Consider the following 25,291-nt stretch of genomic DNA (forward strand, 5'->3'; position numbering starts at 1 on the left):
TGTTATCCTCGCTTTCTTTTACAACTTTTAGCACTCGGTACATCCTTACTTAAGCTAAATCCGACAATCGACAACACCCATAAAGCACTATTAAAGGTAAGTGGATTAAAGGGTGCTTGTACACTTGTCGGGTCCGCAACAATAGCAGCTATCGTCAAGAGCGGAAAAACGATGATTTGCATGCCAAAGAGCCAGCGTTTTCCTCGCGGGTAAAGCCAACAAAAAGCAAAGAGAATTTCCGCAACCCCTATCCACATAACTAGCTGATCTGCATGGTTTAGTAATGAAGCGGTCATCTTTAACTCCTGCGGATGCATATGGATGATCTTCGGTACAAGACCATGATAGAACCAGACAAAGCAAAAGAATAGACACAGAAGCATCGTTAAAAAGAATCGTCTATACTGTGAGGTAGGATTTTCTCCTTTTTCTAGCCATCTTTTTAAAACGTCAAAGCTGAGTGCCGTCGCCCACCCCATTAATGGACGAAAAAATAAATCAAAGAATACGCCAAGCTTGCCATAGCGTGTATCATAATCATATTGGGTCAGAAATGTCAGCCCCTGTTGATGCGGGATATATTGCCAATAGCCTTTTCCCTCCGCTATAGGTGAGCGCTTTTGAGGCGTACCAAAATGCAGTGAGGATGTTCGCGTGCCATTTTCTTTATGATGCTCCCCCTTGCTTTCTCCCCAGCCGCTTACCTGTAAGCCTGGCATTACCTTCGTTTCATAGGTAAAACGCTGTGGCTCCTCGGGTGCTTTTTTCGGAATATATGTAATCGATGTAAAACGTAAATCCCATTGTTCATGCAGATGAGGATTTTGTGTATAATCCCACGCTTTCTCTATAGGAGCCTGAATGTCTATCTCGAGATAAATAGGCTTTCTGCTCATAAACTCACTCCTTTTTTTGATGAAGCCACTATCATTATAGCAGTAAATTGATAACCTTCTATTAAATGGGTATGCTTATGACGTTTCTCAATAAAAATAAAAAACTTGAATCGAAATGATGACTTGCTGAGTCTAATGGTCGAAAAGGAGGCGATTTTCATTACGAGCACCCAACAAACTCTTGTAGCCTTAGCCCAACAAGGTGATGAGCAGGCGTTTTATCAGCTCATTGAGCAGGAGCAGCATAAGCTTTATCGAATGGCCTATGTCTACGTACAAAATGAAAACGACGCCGTAGAAGTTTTTCAGCAAACCATTATTCGAGCCTATGAGGGGCTACCGCAATTAAAGGAGCCTCACTATTTTGCCACTTATCTGTACCTTTTATATCAACTTAATGAAAACCATATAGTATAATACCTCTCCTACATTGAATCACAATTCAAAACTGCTATAAAAATAAATAATGAATTAAACGATCCAATCACAACCACAATTATCAAAAGTATGGAAGCATGCACTATGCTGAAACACGGAGTATATTACCTTGCAACTCGGCGATGAATGGCTTTCCCTATCGTTTGTACTATATTTTTAATTAGTTTTAACGAGAATACTAGGCTTTATTGATAATGATATACTCATGTCCTATTACTTCTTCACATCAGGCATCAAGAGCATGCCTTTATGTACCTACACTCATTCACTCTCCAGAGTCTATGGGATGAGCCGACAAAGCTAGAAATTTAAATAACAACAGCCCCTCTATTAATACTCTATTAATAGAAGGGCTGTTGTTTTTACTGTTCAAAATTAAGTTTTTGAAGGGTCCTTTCATAAAATGTTATGGTTTTTGACACGCAAAATTATAACCACCGATTTTTCTAGCCTCAGTCGCATTGGTTTGTCCATTTAACCCAGCATCATCTCGGGAGTCAATGATTGGATTTCCTCCCTGTGCAAAGCATTTGTTCATATAATTCATTTTTTCTTTATGTGTCAAGTATCGGTCCCAGAAGAAATAGCCTATGAAAGAAACCAAACCAATTCCTGCAAGCCATGCTATAACAGCATATGGTGTCACTTCCCCATCTTCATTTTCTTTATAAATAATTGTGCCATCATAATTGTCCATGTCTAGCCCAAAGGTTAAAAGTTTATGATGAACCTCATTAGGAGATAGTGATTCAAGAGATTCGTAATAATTTAATTCTTCATCTGTGAAATGATATAATTTCTGGGCTGCTTCTTCATCAAACTCTAATGTTTGTGTAGCCAAGTTATAGTAGATGGATTCGGCTAAAACACTTTCTTTACGTCCATATTCATCAGCATTCGCAAAATTCGGAAAAATTGTAGCAACAATCAACGTAACAATCAAACTGCAAATAAAAAATTGAAGCTTCTTCATCACAGTAAACCTCCTTGTTTTATTTATTTATGTTAAAATATTACATTAATGGATAATGTAATATTAGCTTTATTATACATATAATCCAGATAAATGTATAATATATAAAGAAAGTGAGGTGTTTTTTTGTATTTCTCAAATATACAATTATTAATGCTTGTATTTGCTTTTGTTATTACGATTTTCAGTGTGATTAAAGTGTATCAAATAAAAAAAGAGTATTTGATTAAACACAGAGAATTAGAGGTGGAATACGAAAGAATCCAACTGGAGAAACAAAAACAAAAGATTCTTTAATTTAGTATGAAAACTTACTATATAAAAAGTGCACCTCGTCATTAGATTTTCCCTAACGATTAGGTACACCTATTTTTTCCTTCAATCATTCACTACATCCTGCCACCAGTCGTCTACCTGATAGTGTAATAACTGTTCTGGATGAGTGCCATGTCCACGATACAGCGGCGCATAGCAAGTATAGCCTTGGTTATGTAATGCAGTGGCTACTGTCTTCATATCTCTTGTATGACTTGTAAAGGAATGTAAAAGCAATAGGGCATGCTCATTTCCCTGTAAATAAATCTCTTTTGCTGGTAATATGTTTAGCATTTCATCAAGCCCTTTCTTCCATCTTCCTTTATTTAAGCCCCAACAAACAGCACTGCCTGTCCGATGGCAATAAAAAAGGCTTCCTGCTGAATGGGACTGCTGTCTTCAATTTGTAGTGTAATGTCAAAATGCGTCTCGCAGAAAGTCGCTTGCCAGCGTGCGATAGGCTGTTCATTCACAGTAAAAACAGACCAGTCCTCCATTTCTTTGTTGAGCTTGATCTGCTGTTCGCCATCGGTAATAACTAAATCAGGAATCATAATTTGCCAGCCATCATAGGCAATCATATAGTCTTTACCTGTTACCAAATCCTTGCCACGGAAATGCACGCGCCCGCGACGGGATACTTTTTTACATGTAAAAAGCGGCTGATCATTGCGATCGTGAACATCAAAACGAACGAAATAACGATAGTCCATCGTTTTATCGAATGCTTTTTTTAGTGCATTAGAATACACGCGTTGAACGGTGGATGATACCTCCCCCGCTTCATTTAAAATAGTAACGGTGTCTGTTGACTCGATGGCCGCTGGTTGCTTGTATGTATAGGTCTTCATCTATTCGCTCCTTTGAAACATTGCTTTCTTAAAACTACCATAAAATAAGCGTCAAATACAAAGGATGTATTTGACGCTCCTATTATGGTTATTGAGGTGCAGGTATTCTTTCAATCAAGTAGCCTACTCCATTTTCTATCGATCTAACTTAAAGGTAATTTCCCCGATGCCCAATTCCGAATTGACCTCTAGCAAGACATCCGCCTTGTCGTAAGCTTCGTTGACATAGACACCATTCCCTTTTGATATAAGGCCCTCCACATTAGACGAGCCAATGCCTTTTTCTGTCGTTAATTTCACGCCAACCTTTGAAGGTAAAATAACTGTTGTTTGACCGACACCTGTTTCAATAGTCGTTGTAAAGCTCTTTTTCCAGTCGCCACCTAGATTAACCGTTAGATCACCGACACCCGCTTCAATATCGAGCTTTTCCAGCTGAAGACCCTGTAAATCAAGATTGGCAAGAGAGGCACCCGTTTCCACATTCAGATCTATGGGGATGCTGTCGTTCAGTTGAATCGCCCATGTGTTTTTAATATTGGAGAGCCCCAGCCTTGTTGAGCCCTTATGCTTGATTTCCACTTCTCCTGTATCGCCATGTAGATCATAGTCTACCTGAGGGGCTAGCTTTTTTACATTATATTCTGCGTTGCCCTCAACCCATTCCTTTGCACCACTCGATACATTCATTTCGCCAACACCTAAATCAATGTCTACCTCTAATGCTTTCGCTTTATCCTTTTCCACCAAAATGGCTTCCTCTCGCATTTTATTTGGAATAAAGGAAAAGCACCCTGATAATACCAATGCTGACGTGCCTATCACGACACCTAAACCCACTAATTTTTTCACTATTATTTCCTCCCACCGTATAATCTACCAATAATTTCATTATATAGAAGGGAGGAAATTAAAATACGACCCTCCGCTCGAAATTCATCTAAGACCTAAGACGTAGAGAGGCTTACTGATAAGGAATGTCATGCCCCTCCAGCAATGCCTTTAAATTCGCAAGAGAGGCATCATAGCCTGACGAATTAAAGCTCACCGTAGTGCCATTACCCTGTTGGGCTAGCGTAATAGCAATCAATGTTTCAGGAACTTCTAGATAGAAGGAAAATTCCTCATTTTTCTTCACTTGCTGAATCGTTAGCTCCATCGGCAGTTTTTCAGAAAGCTGGTTATGCGCATTTGGCATTAAGGTAAATGTCATCTTTTCCCCAGCTGTTAGTATAGGGATGTCCCATATGGAGCCTGGTGCGTACCATCGGGAGAGGGATTGCTCCTCTGTAATCGCCTGCCATACTTTATCAATCTTTGCCTCAATCCAAATTGAACTGGTCATTCGTCGCAACCTCCATTTCCTCTTTTCCATTATTTTACCGAACTTTCAGAAGTTAGACTACCTTGGGATGTTCTGTATAAGTGAAATGCCCCCAGTATAACCATCACAGCGATAACATCCAAAGCGAGCTGATAGCTGGAAAAAACAGTAACCAATAAACCATAAACCGTTGGTGCCAAGACAATAAAGAACTGATTAATCGTTAACGCTGCACTAACAGTTAGTCCTACTGCTTGCGAATCGGATTGCTCCGTGACACAAGTGATATATATGGAATACCAGCCAAGCGCTAAAAACCCAAATAAACTGCAAAATAAAATCATGAGGCCCTTGCTATGTATGACAAAGGGCAAAAAGCCAACCATCAGGAATGTAGCGACCATGACGAGCACTAATAATGGCTCTCGTTTTTGAGCGAAATAATGGTCACTCATCCAAGCAAGTACAATTCTCCCAAACATCCCACCAAATAAAATCAGACTTAAATAGCGCCCTGCCTCGGTTAATGTATACCCACCTTCATGATGTAAATAGCTCATAAAGTGAGCTATGATAATCATTTGGAGGGACATCATAACCATGCCCACAAAAAATAAAGGATAGAGCGCCCGATTGTGCCGAATAGCACGCATCTTCTCTTTAAAAGGAATGAGAGGTGCCGTAGCGGTGTCATGCTGTTTTGGTTCTTTGTACAGCAATAAAAATAATAGTCCCCCACCAACCGCCATCAAGCCCTGTGCTAAATGGACAGAGGAAAGATGATGATGTTGATACAAATAGGTCAGCAAAGTGGAAGCCAATGCACCTCCAATCGGAATACCTGTTTGGCGTATCCCAATAGCAAGTCCTCGATGCTTGTTAGGAAACCATTTCACAATAGCAGTACTGCCACCTGTTTGCGCACTGCCATACCATATCCCCACAACTATTAATACGAGAAGCAATGTCGTATAATGATTCACGGGTATTAGCAATAAGGCTGACAGGCCCAGTAGTATCGAGCCCCATCCAATAATCTGCTTTTCTCCCTTTTTATCCATGAGATAACCAAATAGCAGCATGGAGAAAATTGGCCCTATATTGACGGCTGAAACAATTAGCCCTGTCTGGAAGGACGTTAAGTGCCATTCCATTTGATAAAAAGAGGCAACTGGCCCCATTCCGTAGGTCACAAAGGTTGCGGCTGTTTGCGAAAGTGTAGCCACAAGCAAGATGACCCATCGATAATATGTATGCATAAAAACCCTCCATCAGGTTACTGCTTTTGCAGTCTACCTTTTCATTATCTAGAGTGTACGTGGACAGCTAGCGAACGTAAAATGGAGGAAAATGATAGCGGCTATAAAAAAAATCTATAGGTATGTGAGGAACAACATGAACATTGAAGAAATTGCCTTAAAAATGGAGCTTTTAGAGAGGCAAAACTTGAGTAAATCGGCTGAAATCACCAATTATACACAATCTGCCTTAACAGCAAAGGTGAAAAAAATGGAGCGTGAAATTGGGCAGGACGTCTTTAAACGAACACCCCAAGGCTTAAAGCTGACAGAGGTAGGTCAACATTATTTACAGTTTTTAAAGAAAGTTGCCGAGCAGTATGAAGACTTTTTACATACCATCGGCCCTACACAAACGAGCATTTTGGTTGGTACATCTCATACAACCATTAAAATTTATGGTCCATCCATCATGAACGCACTGCAAACTAGTCGAAGTCCGATAGATGTTGATTTCACCGTGGAATCAAGTACAGCCTTAAATCACAAAGTTCATCTGGCGGAAATAGATTGTGCATTGACAAGTAATCCAATCAAGCATTATAGCGAGCTACACTATGATGTACTAGCCACAGAGACATTTGAAGTTATCTCAAGCTCCGCTCATATCATCGACTTTGAACAACGAACACCTGTCACATTGCTTGTGTTAAGTAAGGGCTGCATGTATACCCATGCATTAGCACAATGGCTCACTGACAAGCAGGTACCTTTTACAATGAAGGAAATTAAATCAGTTAGTAGTATTTTAGATTTTCTTGAAATCGAGCATACATTGGCTGTATTAAATACCAAATTACTAGCACTTTATCCTTGTCCCGACCTGCATTTTTATGATTTAGATGGGCTTCACAGTGTGATCGAAACAGTTTATATCTATAAAAAAGATGACAGTAAGCAGCCCTTCATCCTGCAATTAAAACAGGTCATTGAATCCTTGCTTGAGCAGAATTAGCTCCATAAACTTATTTTGTGCTAATATTCTAAAAACCCTATATTATTCATGCGGACTACACTATAATAGGTTTGTCATTATTAATCTTGTAAATGCTTAGGAGTACATCATGTTTTATTACATCTCGTTATTTTTTGCAGTATTTGCATTATCTACCTCAGCAATCTTTGTTAAGCTAGCTGATGCACCACCAGCGATTACAGCCTTTTATCGACTATTTTTTGCGATGCTAGTACTTCTTCCATTTTTATTGGCACAGAAGAGCTTGCGGCAGGAGCTTACAAGTCTCACGAAAAAACAATGGGGACTCGGCATTTTATCAGGCTTATTTTTGTCCTGTCATTATGTGTTATGGTTTGAATCATTAAACTACACATCTGTGGCTAGTTCAACCGTCATTGTGACACTTCAGCCACTATTCTCTTTAGTAGGCAGCTATTTTTTATTTAAGGAGCGATTTTCAAAAGGAGCGATTGTTGGCTGCTTCGTAGCGATCATCGGCTGCTTCATTATTGGCTGGCAAGATTTCCAAATTAGTGGACAAGCCCTTTATGGCGATATTCTTGCCTTTATTGCGGCAGGTATTATTACAGCCTACTTTTTTATTGGGCAATCAGTGCGCAAGGATTTATCGCTCATTCCCTATTCTATTATCGGCTATGGCAGTAGCTCGATCTTTTTAGCCGTTTATGCCCTCTTTATGAAAGAATCGTTTTTCGATTATTCAGCCTCCACCTGGTGGTCCCTTGTAGGGCTGGCTGTCATTGCAACGATTTTCGGGCAAACCATTTTTAATTGGCTATTGAAATGGTTAAGTACAACGGTGATTTCCATGAGTATTTTAGGCGAAACAATCGGCACATGTATATTAGCTTATTTTATTTTAGATGAGATGATTTCCGTTCAACAGGGGATCGGTATTGTGGTCATTTTACTAGGACTTGCCCTGTTCTTACTACAGCAACGAAAATCAGTGTAAAAGAAAAAACAACGGCAAAGGCTGCCGTTGTTTTTTATTAGTGTGTAAAGTAGAAGGTCGTGCCATTTTTGTTTGATTGTAAGGAAGCTTCGATATTCAATGTTTTAGCAATATCCTGAATGATTTTAAGCCCAAGTCCGCCATGCTCATCTTCAGTCGTGAAGCCAATACCATCATCACACATGACAACTTGCCCGTCCTTGATCGTCACCTCTAGCTTGGATGCTTGGGCATGCTTTAATGTATTTTGAAAGACATTATCGAATAAACGCTGTAGCCACAATTCATTGCTAAGCCAAGCTGCTTGTAAATCATCGTGCTGAAAATGCAGCGTAATATTCTGCATGCGATATAGATACTGCCACTTCTTTATCATCATTTGTAACAATGGGACAAGTTGAACCTCCTCCTGCATGACATAGGACTGTTCACTCGTATCAAAGGACTGTAACTGAAATGCATTAGTTAAATTCGTGATATATTGAATTTGTGCATGTAAGGATTCCACCAATTTGGGCTGCCCCTGTAGCTGATCCTCTAGATAAAACAGCTGCAAACGGATAGCCGTTAACGGCGTATGAATGTCATGTCGCAACTTTTGTAGCAGCTCTTTTTGAAGCTCCTGCTGCTGGGCAAGCTCTAATTCTCGGTATGTTGTACGCTCAATTAAAAGATTGACAGATTGGCTAAGCTGTCCAATCTCATCCTCACTTTTTATCGTTAACGTGTCAGGTATTCGCTCATTACTTGCTAGTTCTCGTATTGTTTTATTCAGTAGTGTAATTTTGGATAGTAACGAATGAATTGATGTGGAAAATAGCCATGCGAGCATTCCTAACGCTAGCACAAACGCAATCAGCATCACAGGATAGGCATAGGACTCATGAAACGGAATGCCGTCATTTTTTATTTTAAAGGCCTTGTCATACAAAATTGACATGGCCACACTAATGCCTAATAGTACAACAGGCACACTCCCAATGGCTACAAATAACAAAGTACGGTATTTTGTTTTTAAGGTCATTTTTTATTATAGGTATTTAAACGATACCCTTCTCCATAAATATTTTGCACAATAGTGCCTGCTGGGTCTTGTAGCTTTGTTCGAATTTTTTTAATATGGACATTCAAAATATTATGATTGCGTTCATCGAGCGGCCAAAGATAATCAAAAAAATGTTCCTTTGTTAATACTCGATCTCGATTGTCAAATAAATAAAAGAAAATTTTTCGCTCAATCGCTGTTAGGGCGATTTCATCATGGATGCTATGATGAAATACTTGACGGCGCTCTCCATCGATCAATAAATGCTGAATTTGCGTAAGTGTACCATACTGTTGGGCTAGCATTTTTTGCATTCTTAGCAACAGCTCTCGCGGATCAAATGGCTTTGTCAGGTAATCCTCTCCAACCATCAACCCCTCTAGCTTACTTTCAATATCATTACGTGCCGATAGAAAAATGATTGGAATATTTAAGCCTAATCGTTTAATATTTTTGCTCAATTGATAGCCATCCTCTCCTGGCAGCATAATATCCATTATGACTAAATCCACCTGCTGAATTAACGCCATCATATCCTTGCCATCTGTTTTCCAGATTGCCTCATAGCCCTCACGCTGTACTATTTTTTGCAGTAGATCACCAATCATGTGATCGTCTTCTATAATTAAGATTCTAAATCCTTTCATACTTATCGACCTTTCTCATCACCCGTTATTTTCATAAATTCCATTGCCAGTTGATAGATTTCATCTGGCTGATAGAGATAAATACTATGTGTCCCACTGACCTCTTTCACCTGTGCATTAGTGAATTGCTTTGCAAAGTCAGCATAATCCTGCCGATTTTGCTTCGTATATTTCGAATGTTTATTTTCTTCCGCAATCGCATCAATCAGTAAGATAGGCGTGTCTTGCGGCTTTTTGAGCTGTTCTGATTGTAAACTATTTTCGTAGACCTGCAACAGCTCATTTTGCATATCTTCATTAAAAAATTGCTTAAAGGACAACGCCTGATAGATTTCCTTTTCCTGTGCTGTTAAAAACGACATTTGAAGTACTTGCGGATTATAGACCTGTGTTGGCAAAAGTCGATGTAAGCCGAGTTTAGTAGCGAGGTGCATGCCTCTCACCATCCAACGATCGACCGTCCCCATTTTATGCTTTACATATTGACTAGGTAGGCCAATGTCTAGCGCGATGATGCCCTTTACTTCCTCTGGGTATTTTTGCGCCCAGTAAATGGCCTCTAGCCCTGAAATGGAATGTGGCACAAGGACATAGGGCGGTTCAAGCCCACTTTGCAGAAGTGCCTGTCGTGTTTGCGCTAAAATCGTATCGATTCCTCTATCATCATGGGCTACGTCGCTATAGCCATAGCCAGCTCGATCCACTACTGCAATTTGATGATGTTGTGAAAACTTACGATACAGCCCTTTTAGCTCATATACGGGTGCTGCGATACCTGAGCCAGCCATAAAAATATATGTATCCTCGCCAGCCCCCTCCTGATAAACATGGAGATTTTGACCATCTACATTGTTTAATGTGCCGTTAGGTTGTAAAATAGCTGACTCCTTCTGTATTAAGCTATAGTGATAAATACAAATTATCACCATTCCAAGCACAATCAATGCCCCCATATAGACAATCATTTTCTTTGCTTTCTTTTTCATACGTATCTCCTTTTTTCGTTGATACTTGCAAGGATACACGGTAAAAATAAATTTCTACTAAACTTTTGGAGAAAATAGATAAATTTCATACAAAAAAGCTACCTACTAATAGGCAGCTCTCTTGATTAAGCATCTGGATAGGTTTTTCGTAAAAAATCGATGGTTTGTTGTATAAGGGCTTTTAAGATGTCTTCATTCACATCAGCTAGCTTATTAATATAAACGCAGGCTTTTCCTGTTGTGTGTTTACCAAATTGTTGTAATAGTTGCTCTCGTTCATCCCCTGGAGCAAAATATAAGCTAATTTTCGCTTTGCGAGGGGAATAGGCAGCTAGTGGGGCATCCCCTTCATGGCCTGTTTGATATTTGTAATGATATTTACCAAAGCCTATAATACTCGGTCCCCACATTTTGGCTTCATAGCCTGTGACCTCTGTAAAAATGTCCAATAATCGATAGGCGTCTTCTCGCTTTTTTGGATGGTCTACACTTTCAATAAATTCAATGACACTTACATCGGTTTCTTTGGTCTTTAATTCATACATGTCAATCCCTCGCCTTCTGGAAGATGTACCTTCATTATTCCCTATTCTACCTGCTCTAACAATAGTTTTTGTTGAAGGTGACGATAGATCCCCTGCTGCTGCATCAGCTCTTGGTGATTGCCCTGCTCGACAATTTCTCCCTGCTGAATCACGAGGATTTGATCGGCATTTTCGATTGTTTTCAGACGATGGGCAATGACAAAGCTTGTGCGTCCCTGCATTAAATGCTGTAAGCCTTTTTGAATATCGACCTCTGTTTGGGTATCCACGCTGGATGTCGCTTCATCCAAAATTAAAATATCGGCATTCTCTAAAATTGCACGGGCGATCGCAATAAGCTGACGCTGCCCCTGACTTAAATTGGCTCCTCCTGCCTGCACAGGTGTTTCGTATTGGGCAGGTAAATATTTTATAAAATGATGGGCATTCGCAATTTTTGCCGCTTCCACAACCTCTTCATCTATCGCATCTAGCTTACCAAAGCGAATATTTTCACGAATCGTTCCCGAGAACAAATAGGTGTCCTGTAAAACCACACCAACTCTTTGGCGAATCGTCGCCATCTGATAGTGTTCAATATTATGCCCATCAATTAAAATCTCACCTTGATCGACGTCATAAAAACGTGTTAATAAATTGATAATCGTTGTTTTGCCTGAGCCTGTAGGGCCAACAAGAGCAAATGTCTCTCCTGCCTTAGCATGGAAGTCAATGTTTTTTAACACAGGCTTATTTGGCTCATAGCTAAATGATACTTGCTTGAAAACAACATCCCCCTTGAGCGATGCCGTCTTGATAGCATTAGGCTTGTCGGCTACCTCTGAGGGTTCATCTAGTATCTCAAAAACACGCTCTGCCCCAGCAATAGCAGACTGGAAGGTGTTTAATAGATTAGATAGCTGATTAAGCGGACGGAAAAATTGCCGTGTATAGGTCACAAAGGCGGCAATAATCCCCACTGTAACAATACTCTTTACTGCTAAAAAGGCACCTGTTCCGATGACGATGGCAAGGCCTAAATTATTCATAAAGTTATTAATCGGACCTAGTAAGCCAGAGGTAATTTCTGCTCGTTGAGCAGAGTTTCGTAGATTTTCATTTTGCTGATGGAACGTATCAATCGTTTGCTGCTCCCTACCAAAAAGCGTAAGTACCTCCGAACCTGTAATCATTTCCTCAATATAGCCGTTCAGCTTCCCAAGATCCCGTTGTCGTGCTGCATAATTTTTACTGCTGCGTTTAATGATTTGCTTGGTTGTGAAAACGATTAGCGGAATAATAATCAATGTCACGATAGCTAATTGCCAGCTTAATGTAAACATGGCGATACTGACACCGATTACAGTTAAAATGGACGACACGATTTGCGTAACACTTTGCACAAGTGCGGTATTTAAATTATCAATATCGTTGGTCACACGGCTCATTAAATCCCCAAGTGCACGCTGATCAAAGAAACGTAATGTCAGTGTCTGAAGTTTTTGAAATAGTTCCAGACGCAATGTCCGAATGGTTTTCATCGCCACATGAATCATGACATAGGTTTGCAGCCATGTCAGAATAGAGGCTACTGAAAAAATAACGGCCAACAGGATGCCTAAACGAATCGTTCCGTCGATATCCTTTTTCATAATGTAATCATCAATAATATGCCCAATCATATAGGGCCCCGCAAGGCTTAAAAAGGTCGAGGCAATGACAAAAAAGATAGAGAAAAACAGCCCTATTTTTTGTTGCTTGACATAATGCCACACACGTGACAATGTCTCTCTTTGATTTTTCGCCTTCTCAGCTGGTCCCCCCATACGCGGTCCACGTCCAAAATTCATTTGCTTTGGTTGACCTTGACTCATCCTTGTTCACCAGCCTTTTGCTGTGACGCATAAATTGCTTGATAATGCGCATTTGATTGTAGAAGCTGCTGATGGGTTCCTTGCCCAACAATGTCGCCATCCTCTAGTACCAAAATAACATCTGCCTGCTGAATGGAGGCAATTTTCGACGCTACGATGAAGGTCGTTGTGTCTTGATAATAGGTGGCAATAGCTCGCTGCACTTGTTGTTCTGATGCACTATCGAGCGCTGACGTTGTATCGTCCAGCACCAAAATGGCAGGCTTTCGAATAAACGCACGACTTAATGCAAGCCGCTGCTTCTGCCCACCCGAAAGATTCGTAGCACCCTGTGATAATTCATGTGCTAAGCCCTTATCAAGTCGCTCTACAAATTCACTGGCGCAGGACGCCTCTAATGCCTGCTGTATGTCCTCAGCTGTAGCATCATCCTTACCGAGACGAATATTTTTTTCAATCGGTCCTGAGAACAATAATGCTTTCTGTGAGGTAAATCCGATATGCTCACGTAGGGTTGCGAGTGAGTAGGATTTTAGCGGTTTTCCGTCTATGCGTATTTCGCCACCAGAGGGATCAAATAAGCGAGGTAATAGCTTCACCAGCGTCGATTTACCACTACCTGTTTTCCCAATAATGCCGACCGTTTGCCCTGGTTTCACCGAAAATGAAATCTTTTTGAGGACATCCTCAGCTGTTTCATAGTAACGATAGCTCACCTGATCAAAGTCAATGGCCCCTTTTATTGGATCGGTCAGCGCATGTTCCGCTTCCTTAACAGCAATCTCTTTGTTTAACACGTCCACAATGCGTTCTCCTGAAGGCAAGGCTCGCGCTATTTGCATCAGCACCATACTAGAGGACATCAGTCCATTTAAAATAATCGTTAAATAATTGATGAACGCAAGAATAACGCCAACTTGCAGTGTACCCGCGTCTACCTTAATGGCTCCAAGCCAAAGCGCGGCTACAATCCCTAGATTGACAACAAACATCGTAAAGGGTACAAGCACGCCGACAATTTGCTCAGCTGTAATAAAACGTTTCGTCAGCGCCTCATTTAATTCTCCAAACTGTGCTACCTGTTGTGTTTCACGGCGAAAGGCTTTAACTACACGAATACCCGCCAAATTTTCCTGTAGCTTCGTATTGACGGCATCAATGGCCTCCTGAACACGACGATACAATACACCCGAATACTTCGTAAAAAAATACATCGCTATAACCAACAATGGTACGATAATGAGCAATATGGAAAAAAGCTCACGTGCTGTGACAAACACAATAATCACTGCGCCGATAAAGAGCAAAGGCCCACGCACAAAAATACGCAGCGTCATCATAAAGGCCCGCTGAATACTTTCCACATCACTCGTTAAAATCGTAATCAGCTTCCCCGTTGTAAAAGCATCTCGCTCCTTGGCTGAGTAAGTCATCATCTTCTCATAAAGAGCCTGTCGAATATCCGAGGCAAAATGAATCGCCGCCTTCGAGCTATAATACGAGCAACCAACCCCACCAATAAGTCCGAGCACTGCACTGCCAAGCATCCACACAAACATATTCAATACGTAACGATTATCCCCATTGGCAATCCCCGTATCAATCATATGTTGCATGATGGTCGGCTGAATTAAATCCTTCGTCACCTCTAGCACCATCAATAACGGTGCAATCAGCGTGAAAAATTTATAAGGCCCCAAATACTGCCCTAATTGTTTAACTGCCTGCATACATTCGACTCCGTTCTATTTAAATCCCATTCGTTCCTTATTATAACTGAAAATCATTCCCATTTGATAAATAATTTTTCGGGTCTCGTAATATTATTGGAGTGGTTTGATTGTGGTGTAGTGTCTTCATAAGGAGAAAAAATCTAATTTCTAAGCAGATTTTGGAGGGTGGTGACTTTTTAGAGCGAAGTTCCACTTCTTAGGAGCGGCTTTCATTTACTTTGGAGCGGGTTTGCCCTGCTTAAGAGCGACTTCCTCACACTACAGAGCGGGCCTATTCCTTTACAAGCAACAGCCAGCTACTTTAGATTCAGCGTCATCCTGTCAATAAGTAAGGAAATACCCAGAGCAAGAATCATATCGAAGTAAAATAACACTTGCTCTGGATTATCTAGCCCTGTCCCAAGCTGCGATCATTTGATCAAAACAAGCCCATCACTTTTCAAAAATGCGTAGTTTCTCAAAATTTCGCAGGAAAATTTTTTGTGCCTGTGACTCATTGTCTGGAGCAATGCCTAGCAAAATGACTGTACAGGGGCCTGCTGATTTTGCACCATCAAGAGCGCATTCCACATGTCGCTCCCCAAACAGACGGGCAAATTCTCCTTGCAGCCCCCTTGATCCGACTGGCCATACTTGCTGAACAATTTCTGACTGCCATGCCTTGAAAACAGGCAGCAACTGCGCCACATCTTCAGGCTGTGCCAACACCTCTTCACCCACAAGCGGCAGGCCATAGGTGTACCAACTAAGCTGATCGTGGTCAAATGCTCGACGCTGCTGCTGAATTTCTCCAAGCATTGTAACAGCTAAGCCTGACTGCAATGTGGGCATATTGGATTCCGTACTCCCCGTAATGGCTGGGCATGTAAGACCTGCTTCTGCAAACACTTGCTGTATACCTTTTTCATAGCGAGACCATGCGGCATCTCCGGAAAAATTCGCAAGTAGAACTTGAACAGGTAGTGCCTGTGCAGCAAGCTGTTCTAAAAAGGTCACACGTGCTGTCATATAGGCTGTCAATTGGTCTGGTGCCGACACAACATCTTGCGGTTTTTGTCCAATGGCTGCGGCATTATCCATGGTCGCAATGAATGCCCCTACTTTCATCGCATTTCTCACTGTGCACGACCTTCCTTACGAACAAAAACCTTTGATAGGACGGGCATTACTACCGCAACAATGATTAAATTGATCACCGTTGCCATTAGAATACTACCTAAAGCACCCCAGAAAAATGCTGGACTAATAATAAAATAAAATGGTAGTGGTGCAACAATACCATTTAATACTAAGACAACTGGCCATTTCCAAAAGTGCATGCCTTTTTTATGCATCATCCCGAAGACCCATACGACAATCAACATTTCTACCGCAATAATAATATGTAATGGCCCTAATGGGAAGCCAGACGTTAAGGCTGTAATAAAATGACCGATCAATCCAGCAACCCCTGCTAAGATGGGGGATAGAAAGACAACACCTAAAAAGGCAGGAGCCGAATCCAGTGCAGCCGTTGAAATAAACGCTGGTACCTTAATCATTGCTCCTACTGCACAGATGGCCGCTACCATCGCCGTCAAAATCAATTTTCTTAATTTTTGTCGTTCCATTTCATTCCCTCTTTTCTGTTGAATGTCTACTTTACTTCAATGGCTCAGCTATTCCATACCAAATCCGTACAACTTGCTCCGCTTCCTTGAACAAAGCTTGATATAGTCGACCACAGGTATCGCGTAGCTGTCGGGCTTGTTTTTCCATTGGCACAACCCCACGCCCCATATCCGTCACAATAAGTACGAGTGTACAATGGTGTTCAAGCTCTTGTAATGTGGCTAGCACCTTTTGTACGATTTGTTCATCTTCCTCCAAGTTTTGTGTCACAAGCCATTTTTCTAAGTTCTTTAGGACAAGGACATCACAGGCGGGCGCTACCTCAGGTAGTTCGCCAGCAATCATAACCATCTGTTGCGGTTCATACAAGCGCCTCACATAGTCGGTTTTGCCGTTATAGGCACCTCCGATAAAGACATGCATCGTGCTCCCTCCTCCCAAGCCTTTCTAGTAAATGTTAAAACAAATTGTTTATCATGTGGCACTTGATAGGACCAAAAGGGCTGTTCTGTTGGCGCAAAGACAACAAGTAAGGCACGAATAACCCCACCATGAACCACTAAATAATAGCTATCCTCATTTTTCGGTAAATAATGAAATCCATCTACAACACGTTTCATAAAATCATCGAATGCCTCACCTTGTGGAGGGGGTGTACGGATTGGATCATCTATCCATGCCCGATAGTGAGCATCCATTTTTAGCTCCTCATAGGTTTTCCCTTCGAATGCACCAAAGTTCGTCTCTCGAAGGGATGCCTCTGCCTGGTAGCTAGCATTGGGAAAATAATGAGCAGCCGTTTGTCGACAGCGCTTTAGATCACTGCCATATACCTTTTTAACCATTGCATCCACAACAGCAAGCTTGGCTGTATCTGCTAATGGTGCGTCCGTCCACCCAAGGTAACGCTTTTCAAGATTCTCTTTTGTAGGCGCATGCCGTATTAAGCACACAGTAACAATGTCACCCATAGCACAACCTCCATCCCTTCAATGGAGGCACCCAATAAATCGCCAGATACTCCACCAAAATTACGCAACGTAAATTGTCGAAAAATAAAAAGTGCAATGGCTAAAACGACGACTAGGACAACAGGAAGAAGTAAGAACTGCGTGCTGATAAAAACAAACGTCATCGCCAATACGAGCGATAACAGCATGATCACTTTTAATCGATTAGCATTCATATGAGACTTAAAAAAATAAGCAAGACCTTTTTCCTTTGAGCACTGGAGTGACATAAAATAAAAGCTCATGCCCACCCTTGTTAGAAATGGAACGAATAGTACCATCCACAAGTCGAACTTCTGCTGCACAAAAAGCTCATGTAGAATAACAAATTTCCCCATTAATAAAAACACCACAGCCAATACTCCGAACGCTCCCACACGGGGGTCATCTAAAATCTCCAATCGTTTTTCTCGATCTCGATAGGAAAAATAGGCATCGCCCATATCAATAAAGCCGTCTAAGTGCAAACCACCTGTCCATAAAGCAAATAGCCCTATCACAGTGAAAGCTAGCATCACTTCACTGCTGGCTGTCCACTGCATAAGACTATAAAGCACAGCTGCCACCGTTGTTCCCATTAAAGCACCTATCCACGGTAAGCAAGCAAACATGCCTGTGATGGTGGACCTTGTTAGCGGAAGCTCTTTATGTACTGGCAATACCGTAAAAAATTGAAATGCCAGTAGGAGGCTATGCCAAAAATTTTTCATCCTCTTGCCTTCCTTCTTGATTATTTCCATCTCTTTACAATGCCATAGTTCATTTCATAGGCCTCCTGTGCCATAGAAACCAACCATTGATGGAACTGTCCGAGCGTTCGTCGGTATAATTCTACTTCATCACTAGCATAAGGAGGTTCATCAAACAGTTCATTGGATACCACAAAAAAAGTCAAATCCTTCTTCAGTAGTGATTGGATCGCCTGCTTGACGGCCTGTAGCTTCTTAGCTAAACAACCAGGCTGTTGTAAACAGGGTGTCCCCTTGTCATAGCCTTCGTAAAAAGCATTGGTCAGCCAAGTTGTCACGCAATCCCACAGCACCACATCTCCATCCTGAAGTGTCTCAAATACTTCAGAAATTGCATAGGGAGCCTCCACTGTCAGCCATTGTACAGGCTGTGCCTGGCGATCTGCCTGATGCCGTAAGATTCTTTTTTCCATTTCAAGATCTAAGGCAATACCCGAGGCCAAATAGAGCAAGCGTTTCGCTGTACATGCCTGTGCCTCATAATGCTGAAGCGCTGCTTGCTCGGCAAAATGGGATTTACCACTACGTACACCACCTGTAATAAAAATAAGCGCCATGTAGGACACCTCCTATTGTAAATGATGTAGATTACCAATATCCTTCACAAGCCATTGTTGACCTTGCCGTTCAATCACTGTCACACTTGTCCCATGAATATATGGGGCCGCCCATAGCTCACTAATACTGCGCTGTAAAATAGCATTGATAATGCATTTAATCGTTACAGCGTGGGAGACGATGAGGATCGTTTCATTGTGATGTTCGGCTGCTATTTTTTTTAATGTAAACATCGCTCTTTCTGTCACGGCTCCAAAGCTTTCTGTATGACTCGCCACAAACTGCGCAGGGTAGTTCGTATATAGCTCATAATCAAGCTTATGTGTCGCCAGTATATCGTCGATTGTCTGCCCCTGCCATTTCCCTAAAAAGATCTCCCGTAAATCATCTTCATAGGCAATAGGCAGCTTGCGATTGGCCATCAAAATAGCCATCGTCTCTCTTGCACGACCACTTGAACTACAATAAGCAGCGGTAAAAGGAATCTGTTGCAGTTGCTTGTGAAGTTTTTCAGCCGCTGCTCTACCGTTTTCCGTTAATGGAGAATCCAGCCACCCCTGTAGTCGATGCTCCTGATTCCATTGTGTTTCCCCATGTCTTACTAGATAAAAAGTTGTCACTTTTCTCTCCCCTTATTTAGGTTAAACCACGTTTGTAGACAATTATGTAAAGATGTCATGGCTGCAATGTCTTTTATGCCAATACGGAACCACTCACCCTGCATACCTTGAAAGTTTTTTGTGTGACGCAGCACAACACCCTGTGCAAGACAATAGGTGAAAAAGGCGTCCGCTTGCTGTGTTTTCGGTAAGGAGAAGCACACATAATTCGTCACACTATTCGTTACTTGGCAGCCATTGTCCTGTAAGTAACGATGCAGCCATTCCCTTTGCGCTGCGGCATAGGTAATTGCCTGCTGACAATAGTGCTGCTCGTCTAAACAGCTTGCCCCAATTACAAGCGCAAAGGCATTTAAATTCCAATGCGGTAGCATTTCTTTTAAGGCGCTCACAATTGTAGCATGCGCAACCAAATACCCAAGTCGTAAACCTGGAATCGCATACATTTTAGTCATCGAACGAACGACAATAACATGTGGGTTTTGTGCACTAAACTGAATCAGCGAATGCGCCTCATCTACCCAATCCATAAATGCCTCATCGATAACAAGCTCACAGTTAACGATTGCTCCGTGTGCGATTAAGGCGAGTAAATCTCCCTTATTTGGCAATACGCCAGTTGGATTATTAGGTGTACAAAGATAAACAGCATCTGCCGTCAACATTTCCTGCTGTAGCTGCTCTAATGGCAATGTGTAATTGATAAAATCTGTCACGACAATAGGAACGATCGTAGCACCTGCAGCACGCAATGTTCGCTCATACTCTGAAAAAGTTGGATGCACAATGATAACACGCTTATTGGCATAGCGTCTTGCTAGTACACTAAAAAGCTCTGAAGCCCCATTGCCTAGTAAAATCGTATTCTTTGCTACTTGATGAAAAGCAGCGACCTTCGTTAAAAAAGGCTCCCCATCTGGATCTGGATAGCGCTGAATTAGTGGATAAAAAGTACGCCAACGTGCCTCCACAAAGGCTGGTGGTCCTGCCGCATTGACATTTTCGCTGAAATCATACACCACCTCAGGCATCGTTAAGCCTAATTGCTGATAAACATTTTGCGGATTTGCTCCGTGATTAGGTAACCGCATAAATTAACACCTCCACTGCTAACATAACAAGCGCAAACAGCACTGTGGCAATACGCATATGAATAATGGACGTTGCAATATGCTCTTTCGTTAATGGCACTAATTTTTCCCCCATAATTGCTCGATGAGAAACAACGCCCTGATACGTATTTTTTCCTCCTAGCTGTACACCAAGCTGCACTGCAGTCGCTGCCTCTAAATAGCCACTATTTGGACTAGGATGCTTCTTAGCGTCCTGTACCCAACGCTTTAAGCGCTTGCCAAGCGAACGATCTGTTTCATTTTTCGTACCAAGCACGATCAGTAAGCCTGTAATGCGACTTGGAATAAAATTCAGGACATCATCAAGCTTGGCTGAAAACATACCAAAGTCTTTATATTTTTCATTTTTATAGCCCACCATCGAATCTAAGGTATTGACAGCCTTATAGCCCCATAAACCAATTGCCCCAAATAGAAAGGCATAAAAGAGTGGAGCTGTCACACCATCACTTGTATTCTCAGAAACCGTTTCTACCACACCACGCACAATTTCATCCTCACCTAGTTTATCGGTATCACGTCCGACAATCCAAGACAGCTTAACACGTGCTTCGGAAAAATCCCCTTTGACAAGCGGCTCATAGACAGCCATCGCCGCCTCCTTCAAGCTCCGCTGTGCCAGTCCTATACCAATCAGCAGACCCTCTACAAGGATGCCAAAAATGATACTCACCTGATAGCTTAGTAATAGAATTAGCGTCACCACAAACATGGTCGTGCCAACAACAGCAAGTGCCATCACTGTCCCACGTAGCTTGCGCCATTTGCCCTTATTCCATAAAGCTGTTTGCGATTGAATCAAGTGTCCAATCCAGCGTACAGGATGAGGAAGCTTCGGAGGGTCCCCTACTACTAAATCAAAAATAAGCCCTATGATGCAGGCAATCACGATAGCAATCATTTAGACCTCTCCTCTTTATCTTTTTTGTATTTTCTAACCGCCTCACACAACGTTTCATAAACACCATAGCCAATGACCTTACCAAGCATAGTGATGGGACCTGCATATTGATGGAAGTCCCCTTCTTCTGTCGAGGCAATAAGCAAGCTATCAGTAGATGTACCTGTAGCTAGCGTGCCTGTCGTAGGATCTGTAACACCCTCATCTACTAAAGCCTTGACCTTGGCTTCCGTAGTTGAAATCATTGCCTGAAAAAGTGCCTCATCAGACAGCTTCCCATTGATCAGTACCCAAGTATTAATGGTGCCTGCATGGTACTGCTCCTCTCGTTGAAAAGCACGGGTAATATCCACCGCATTGCCAAGCCCTGCGGTAATCATAATGACAAGGTGGATTCCCTCATATGTAAAGTCACGAATAGTCGCAAACTTGGCTTGGACAGCCGTCATCATAGCCACTGTATTGTCATGCGGGAAATGCTGTGCCTGCAAAAACTGCAGCAATTCCTGATGTGGCTGTCGTTCATCATAGGTAATAGGCACCGTTCGATTCATCAGATGCGTATAATGACCGAAGCCTGGGTTATGCATGGCTGAGGATACAACCTTCATGGCTGAAGCTGTTTGAAGGGCAACATAATTGTCAAAAATATCAATGCAATCCTTAGTAAGTATAGGCAATCAATCGCCTCCTCGCGATAAAGTTATGACGGAACATAAAAAAACAAATTCTTACAAAGAAGAATTTGTACGGTCGATTCTTTATTAAAATTTGAACCTTCTGAACATTTGTACAGAATAACAACTTCATAATACTCAAATTATTTATTTTCTTTGAAATTGTATCATAACTTTGGCTATTGTCACAATTCCATTTTCAAAGTGTTATTGCTGCTTTTGTTTGAGATTCTTAAAGCGGATGACAGAGCCGACGATAATAAAGACCCACCCAATGCCTATGTAAACAATTTTCATTGTTTTTGTCGATGACGGTAAAATATCCATAATCGTTAAACAGACAAAAAGTATCCCGATGATTGAAAAAAGCATACCGATTGTTAAATTCTTCACGAATAACCCTCCCAACTATGTACGCCCTCGATTTTACCGTATTCTCGGCAAAAAGAAAACACTAATCCAAGCAAGAAACACTTGGATTAGTGACGATTGTGTCATTATGCTTTTGCATGGGCAAAAAACTCTTCATATAACGCTTGTAAAATGCGGTTTTCATATTCCTGAAGGACACCAAACACGAGGCTCACTTCAGAAGAACCTTGATTGATCATTTCAATATTTGCGCCAGTTTTTGAAATCGCTGTGGCAGCACGGGCAGCTAATCCTGTGTTATGACGCATCCCTTCGCCCACAATCACGATCATGGAAAAACCGTGACGCATTTCTACATACTCTGCATGTAGCTCTTCTTTCACACGACTAAGAATGCGTGCTTCATTTTCTGGTGTTAGTTGATTCGAACGCATGATGACAGAAATATCGTCTAAACCAGATGGTGTGTGTTCATAAGAAATATTTTCATCTTCTAAAATTTGGAGTAGCTTACGTCCAAAGCCTACCTCACGATTCATCAAATATTTAGAGACATATAAAGTTGAAAAGCCACTGTCTGCCGAAATACCTGTAACTGGACGACCTGTTGCAGGACGGCTTGGTACAATACGTGTACCTGGGGCTGATGGATTATTTGTATTTTTTATGTTAACGGGCACCCCAATCTTGTAGACAGGCATTAACGCTTCATCATGGAACACTGAAAAGCCTGCATATGATAATTCGCGCATTTCGCGATACGTAATTTCTTTAATTTCCACTGGATCGTTGACGACTTTCGGATTCGCGGAGAACACACAATCCACATCCGTAAAGTTTTCATACAGCTCCGCTTCAACGGCTGCTGCTAAAATAGAGCCTGTAATATCAGAGCCACCGCGGTCAAATGTTCGCAATACGCCCGCTTTAGTGTAACCGAAGAACCCTGGGAACACAATAATTTCTTTTGTGTCTTTTAAAGGGGCTAAATTAGCATACGCTTCAGGTAATGCAAAGGTTCTTTCTGGTAAATCATTGACCACTAAACCTTCTTTAGGACTGACATAGCGTGCGGGCATACCAATGGTATTAAAGTAAGCTGCAATAAGCTTGGCGTTATTATCTTCACCTGCTGCTTTAATACTATCGATGAATAATTCCACATTTGTTTTGTCACCTTGTACACGTTCACGTAAATCTTCTGCGATTACGTCACAAATGGCATTATCTAGCCCCAAACCATCAGCAATCGCTCTAAAACGATCCACAACAGTTTGCAATTTTTCCTCTGTATTCTCTTGTAGTAACGCTGCATTTGCTAATTGTATTAATAGGTCAGTTACTTTTATATCGTCACCAGAACGTTTCCCTGGTGCTGAAACGGCAACAATCTTACGCGCCGGATTAGATTTTACAATGTTTGCTACTTTTTGTATTTGTTCTGCACTTGCTACAGATGTTCCACCAAATTTACACACGATCATATCTATCAAATCCTAACTTTTTCAAATTAATTGTATTCCTCCACAAAACAATTGACTGTACACAGTGTACAAATTATCGTTTCCTACGTCAATACAATTTAAAAAATTCACGCAATTTTTCGAGAAATATGGACAATTTTCGTACTGTTTGATTTATTATACGGATTTCACATGAAATAGTTAAGGTTTTTGTGAATTTTTTTTCGTGACGTTCACATAATCGTGAAATTTTCGGTTTTGACTTTCTTCTATATAAATGAAGAAAACGCTTACTCCATTTATGATATGCACAAATATCCACTATGTCTGTGCTATTTTTGTATGTATCAAGGATTCCTTCAGCAAGGCTTTTTCTTTTATTTATGAGGTTTTTCGCTCGTTCCTGAGGCCTTTATGGAGTGACTGTGGATATAAAAAACTAGGCTCACGTCGAGTGATGCCTAGTTTTGATTTTGCTATTGGATTAAATGGCTGTCCAGCCGCCATCGATTACGAGCTCTGCGCCTGTCATAAAGCGGGATTCGTCTGATGCTAAGAACACTACGCCATAAGCTACATCTTCAGGTTCACCGAAGTATGGTAATTGCGTGTAAGCTTGATAGTATGGCAATGCACCGCCCTCTTCCATCGTAGGCGCTGTCATTGGTGTTACAATAATGCCTGGATGAACAGAATTCACACGAATTTTATCTTTACCATATTCAATCGCAGCCGATTTAGAAAGCACACGAAGCGCTCCTTTTGCTGCTGTATAAGGGCTTGTACCAGCCATTCCCACGATTCCACCGATCGAAGAAATATTGATAATTGAACCACCGCCAGCTTTTTGCATTTTAGGAATCACATATTTCATGCCAATGATACAACCATTCAGGTTAATATCCATAATTTTATTCCATTCAGCCATTTCCATGTTGGCAATTGTTTTAGGTGATGAAACGCCCGCATTGTTGACGAGGATATCCACTTTGCCATATGCCTTTACAGCCTCGGCAATCACTGCTTTCCACTCATCCTCAGAAGTAACATTATGTTGAAGACCAATAATGTCCCCACCATTTTCTTTAATTTCTTTTACTAAATTATTCAAGGGCTCGATTTGTACATCTGTTGCAATGACCTTTGCGCCTTCTTGTGCAAATAGTTTTGCCTCAGAAGCGCCCATTCCCATTGCTGCTCCTGTAATAATTGCTACTTTCCCATTTAAACGACCCATCATAAAACTCCCTTTCTTCTATATAAATGAACAATTCGTGAACACGTTAACAACTAGTTGTATTATCGACACGGTGTCGTTAATATAATTATAACGCGCAATTGAAAAAGGGCAAACAACAC

29 protein-coding genes are annotated in these 25,291 nt (G+C 41.4%); 3 read left to right on the forward strand and 26 right to left on the reverse strand.

The genetic code is table 11. The features are described 5' to 3' along the window. Positions 1-2: 2 nt before the first annotated feature. Entirely contained in the window at positions 3-896 is an 894-nt protein-coding gene (locus ACMGGO_RS12970) for a DoxX-like family protein (RefSeq protein WP_420281950.1), read from the reverse strand. 105 nt (positions 897-1,001) lie between these two features. Between ACMGGO_RS12970 and ACMGGO_RS12975 the strand changes: the two genes are divergently transcribed. Then, entirely contained in the window at positions 1,002-1,313 is a 312-nt protein-coding gene (locus ACMGGO_RS12975; protein ID WP_281216567.1) for an RNA polymerase sigma factor, read from the forward strand. A gap of 427 nt (positions 1,314-1,740) precedes the next feature. On the opposite strand, the gene ACMGGO_RS12980 is transcribed toward ACMGGO_RS12975, so the two are convergent. From ACMGGO_RS12980 to ACMGGO_RS13005, 6 genes are all read right to left on the reverse strand, one after another. After that, the gene (locus ACMGGO_RS12980; RefSeq protein ID WP_115673722.1) at positions 1,741-2,307 is read right to left on the reverse strand and encodes a hypothetical protein; all 567 of its coding nucleotides are present in this window, start codon (positions 2,305-2,307) and stop codon (positions 1,741-1,743) included. A gap of 378 nt (positions 2,308-2,685) precedes the next feature. Continuing rightward, positions 2,686-2,916 (reverse strand): alpha/beta hydrolase, encoded by a 231-nt coding sequence (locus ACMGGO_RS12985; protein ID WP_115673721.1) that lies wholly within the window; start codon positions 2,914-2,916, stop codon positions 2,686-2,688. Positions 2,917-2,948: 32 nt separating this feature from the next. Beyond that, complete coding sequence (locus tag ACMGGO_RS12990) at positions 2,949-3,473, reverse strand: hypothetical protein (RefSeq protein ID WP_054548756.1); 525 nt, start codon at positions 3,471-3,473, stop codon at positions 2,949-2,951. Positions 3,474-3,608: 135 nt separating this feature from the next. Further along, positions 3,609-4,325, reverse strand: a complete 717-nt coding sequence (locus ACMGGO_RS12995) for a toast rack family protein (RefSeq protein ID WP_054548757.1) — start codon at positions 4,323-4,325, stop codon at positions 3,609-3,611. Positions 4,326-4,437: 112 nt separating this feature from the next. Next, positions 4,438-4,818: an SRPBCC domain-containing protein gene (locus ACMGGO_RS13000; protein ID WP_048390658.1), complete on the reverse strand. Its 381-nt coding sequence runs from the start codon at positions 4,816-4,818 to the stop codon at positions 4,438-4,440. A 29-nt stretch (positions 4,819-4,847) separates the two neighbouring features. Beyond that, positions 4,848-6,056: an MFS transporter gene (locus tag ACMGGO_RS13005; protein WP_054548758.1), complete on the reverse strand. Its 1,209-nt coding sequence runs from the start codon at positions 6,054-6,056 to the stop codon at positions 4,848-4,850. A 136-nt stretch (positions 6,057-6,192) separates the two neighbouring features. On the opposite strand from ACMGGO_RS13005, the gene ACMGGO_RS13010 reads away from it, so the two are divergent. Both ACMGGO_RS13010 and ACMGGO_RS13015 read left to right on the forward strand, forming a co-directional pair. Next, entirely contained in the window at positions 6,193-7,050 is an 858-nt protein-coding gene (locus ACMGGO_RS13010) for a LysR family transcriptional regulator (RefSeq protein WP_054548759.1), read from the forward strand. Positions 7,051-7,159: 109 nt separating this feature from the next. Continuing rightward, positions 7,160-8,029, forward strand: coding sequence for a DMT family transporter (locus ACMGGO_RS13015; protein WP_054548760.1), 870 nt, complete (start codon positions 7,160-7,162; stop codon positions 8,027-8,029). Positions 8,030-8,066: 37 nt separating this feature from the next. Here the strand turns inward: ACMGGO_RS13015 and ACMGGO_RS13020 are convergent, their stop codons facing one another. The 19 genes from ACMGGO_RS13020 to ACMGGO_RS13110 all read right to left on the reverse strand — a co-directional run bounded on the left by ACMGGO_RS13020 (position 8,067) and on the right by ACMGGO_RS13110 (position 25,169). Beyond that, a complete protein-coding gene (locus tag ACMGGO_RS13020) occupies positions 8,067-9,053 on the reverse strand; it encodes a sensor histidine kinase (protein WP_374806139.1) in 987 nt (328 codons plus the stop codon). Next, a complete protein-coding gene (locus ACMGGO_RS13025) occupies positions 9,050-9,721 on the reverse strand; it encodes a response regulator transcription factor (protein ID WP_066038510.1) in 672 nt (223 codons plus the stop codon). The genes ACMGGO_RS13020 and ACMGGO_RS13025 overlap by 4 nt, the downstream gene beginning before the upstream one ends. A gap of 2 nt (positions 9,722-9,723) precedes the next feature. Next, the gene (locus tag ACMGGO_RS13030; RefSeq protein ID WP_374806140.1) at positions 9,724-10,707 is read right to left on the reverse strand and encodes an alpha/beta hydrolase; all 984 of its coding nucleotides are present in this window, start codon (positions 10,705-10,707) and stop codon (positions 9,724-9,726) included. Between the two features lie 125 nt (positions 10,708-10,832). After that, complete coding sequence (locus tag ACMGGO_RS13035; RefSeq protein WP_004228761.1) at positions 10,833-11,252, reverse strand: DUF1801 domain-containing protein; 420 nt, start codon at positions 11,250-11,252, stop codon at positions 10,833-10,835. A 41-nt stretch (positions 11,253-11,293) separates the two neighbouring features. Next, positions 11,294-13,105, reverse strand: a complete 1,812-nt coding sequence (locus ACMGGO_RS13040; protein ID WP_374806141.1) for an ABC transporter ATP-binding protein — start codon at positions 13,103-13,105, stop codon at positions 11,294-11,296. Further along, the gene (locus ACMGGO_RS13045; RefSeq protein ID WP_420281951.1) at positions 13,102-14,835 is read right to left on the reverse strand and encodes an ABC transporter ATP-binding protein; all 1,734 of its coding nucleotides are present in this window, start codon (positions 14,833-14,835) and stop codon (positions 13,102-13,104) included. The genes ACMGGO_RS13040 and ACMGGO_RS13045 overlap by 4 nt, the downstream gene beginning before the upstream one ends. Positions 14,836-15,270: 435 nt before the next feature. Beyond that, positions 15,271-15,957, reverse strand: a complete 687-nt coding sequence (locus tag ACMGGO_RS13050) for a hypothetical protein (protein WP_374806142.1) — start codon at positions 15,955-15,957, stop codon at positions 15,271-15,273. Further along, complete coding sequence (locus tag ACMGGO_RS13055) at positions 15,954-16,448, reverse strand: ECF transporter S component (RefSeq protein WP_349531526.1); 495 nt, start codon at positions 16,446-16,448, stop codon at positions 15,954-15,956. The genes ACMGGO_RS13050 and ACMGGO_RS13055 overlap by 4 nt, the downstream gene beginning before the upstream one ends. Before the next feature lie 31 nt (positions 16,449-16,479). After that, positions 16,480-16,872, reverse strand: coding sequence for a bifunctional adenosylcobinamide kinase/adenosylcobinamide-phosphate guanylyltransferase (locus ACMGGO_RS13060; RefSeq protein WP_103117932.1), 393 nt, complete (start codon positions 16,870-16,872; stop codon positions 16,480-16,482). Beyond that, complete coding sequence (locus ACMGGO_RS13065; protein ID WP_374806143.1) at positions 16,824-17,420, reverse strand: histidine phosphatase family protein; 597 nt, start codon at positions 17,418-17,420, stop codon at positions 16,824-16,826. Before ACMGGO_RS13065 ends, ACMGGO_RS13060 begins: the two co-directional genes overlap by 49 nt. Next, on the reverse strand, positions 17,393-18,169 hold the full coding sequence (gene cobS / locus ACMGGO_RS13070; protein WP_103119072.1) for an adenosylcobinamide-GDP ribazoletransferase: 777 nt from the start codon (positions 18,167-18,169) through the stop codon (positions 17,393-17,395). Before cobS ends, ACMGGO_RS13065 begins: the two co-directional genes overlap by 28 nt. A 20-nt stretch (positions 18,170-18,189) precedes the next feature. Beyond that, complete coding sequence (locus ACMGGO_RS13075; protein WP_313872037.1) at positions 18,190-18,765, reverse strand: bifunctional adenosylcobinamide kinase/adenosylcobinamide-phosphate guanylyltransferase; 576 nt, start codon at positions 18,763-18,765, stop codon at positions 18,190-18,192. A 12-nt stretch (positions 18,766-18,777) separates the two neighbouring features. Beyond that, entirely contained in the window at positions 18,778-19,386 is a 609-nt protein-coding gene (locus ACMGGO_RS13080; RefSeq protein WP_374806144.1) for a histidine phosphatase family protein, read from the reverse strand. Beyond that, positions 19,383-20,477: a pyridoxal phosphate-dependent aminotransferase gene (locus ACMGGO_RS13085; protein WP_374806145.1), complete on the reverse strand. Its 1,095-nt coding sequence runs from the start codon at positions 20,475-20,477 to the stop codon at positions 19,383-19,385. Before ACMGGO_RS13085 ends, ACMGGO_RS13080 begins: the two co-directional genes overlap by 4 nt. Next, the gene (cbiB, locus tag ACMGGO_RS13090) at positions 20,464-21,420 is read right to left on the reverse strand and encodes an adenosylcobinamide-phosphate synthase CbiB (RefSeq protein WP_048390628.1); all 957 of its coding nucleotides are present in this window, start codon (positions 21,418-21,420) and stop codon (positions 20,464-20,466) included. Before cbiB ends, ACMGGO_RS13085 begins: the two co-directional genes overlap by 14 nt. Then, positions 21,417-22,100 (reverse strand): adenosylcobinamide amidohydrolase, encoded by a 684-nt coding sequence (locus ACMGGO_RS13095; protein ID WP_420281952.1) that lies wholly within the window; start codon positions 22,098-22,100, stop codon positions 21,417-21,419. Before ACMGGO_RS13095 ends, cbiB begins: the two co-directional genes overlap by 4 nt. 204 nt (positions 22,101-22,304) lie before the next feature. Beyond that, positions 22,305-22,490 carry a hypothetical protein gene (locus ACMGGO_RS13100; protein WP_048390624.1) on the reverse strand — a complete coding sequence of 62 codons (186 nt, stop codon included), beginning with the start codon at positions 22,488-22,490 and terminating at the stop codon, positions 22,305-22,307. Positions 22,491-22,594: 104 nt separating this feature from the next. After that, positions 22,595-23,953, reverse strand: a complete 1,359-nt coding sequence (locus tag ACMGGO_RS13105; protein ID WP_066038516.1) for an aspartate kinase — start codon at positions 23,951-23,953, stop codon at positions 22,595-22,597. Positions 23,954-24,416: 463 nt separating this feature from the next. Then, positions 24,417-25,169, reverse strand: a complete 753-nt coding sequence (locus ACMGGO_RS13110) for a glucose 1-dehydrogenase (protein WP_374806148.1) — start codon at positions 25,167-25,169, stop codon at positions 24,417-24,419. Positions 25,170-25,291: the final 122 nt, after the last annotated feature.

The organism is Lysinibacillus sp. BNK-21, from assembly GCF_048684915.1.
GTDB classification, from domain to species: Bacteria; Bacillota; Bacilli; order Bacillales_A; family Planococcaceae; genus Lysinibacillus; species Lysinibacillus capsici.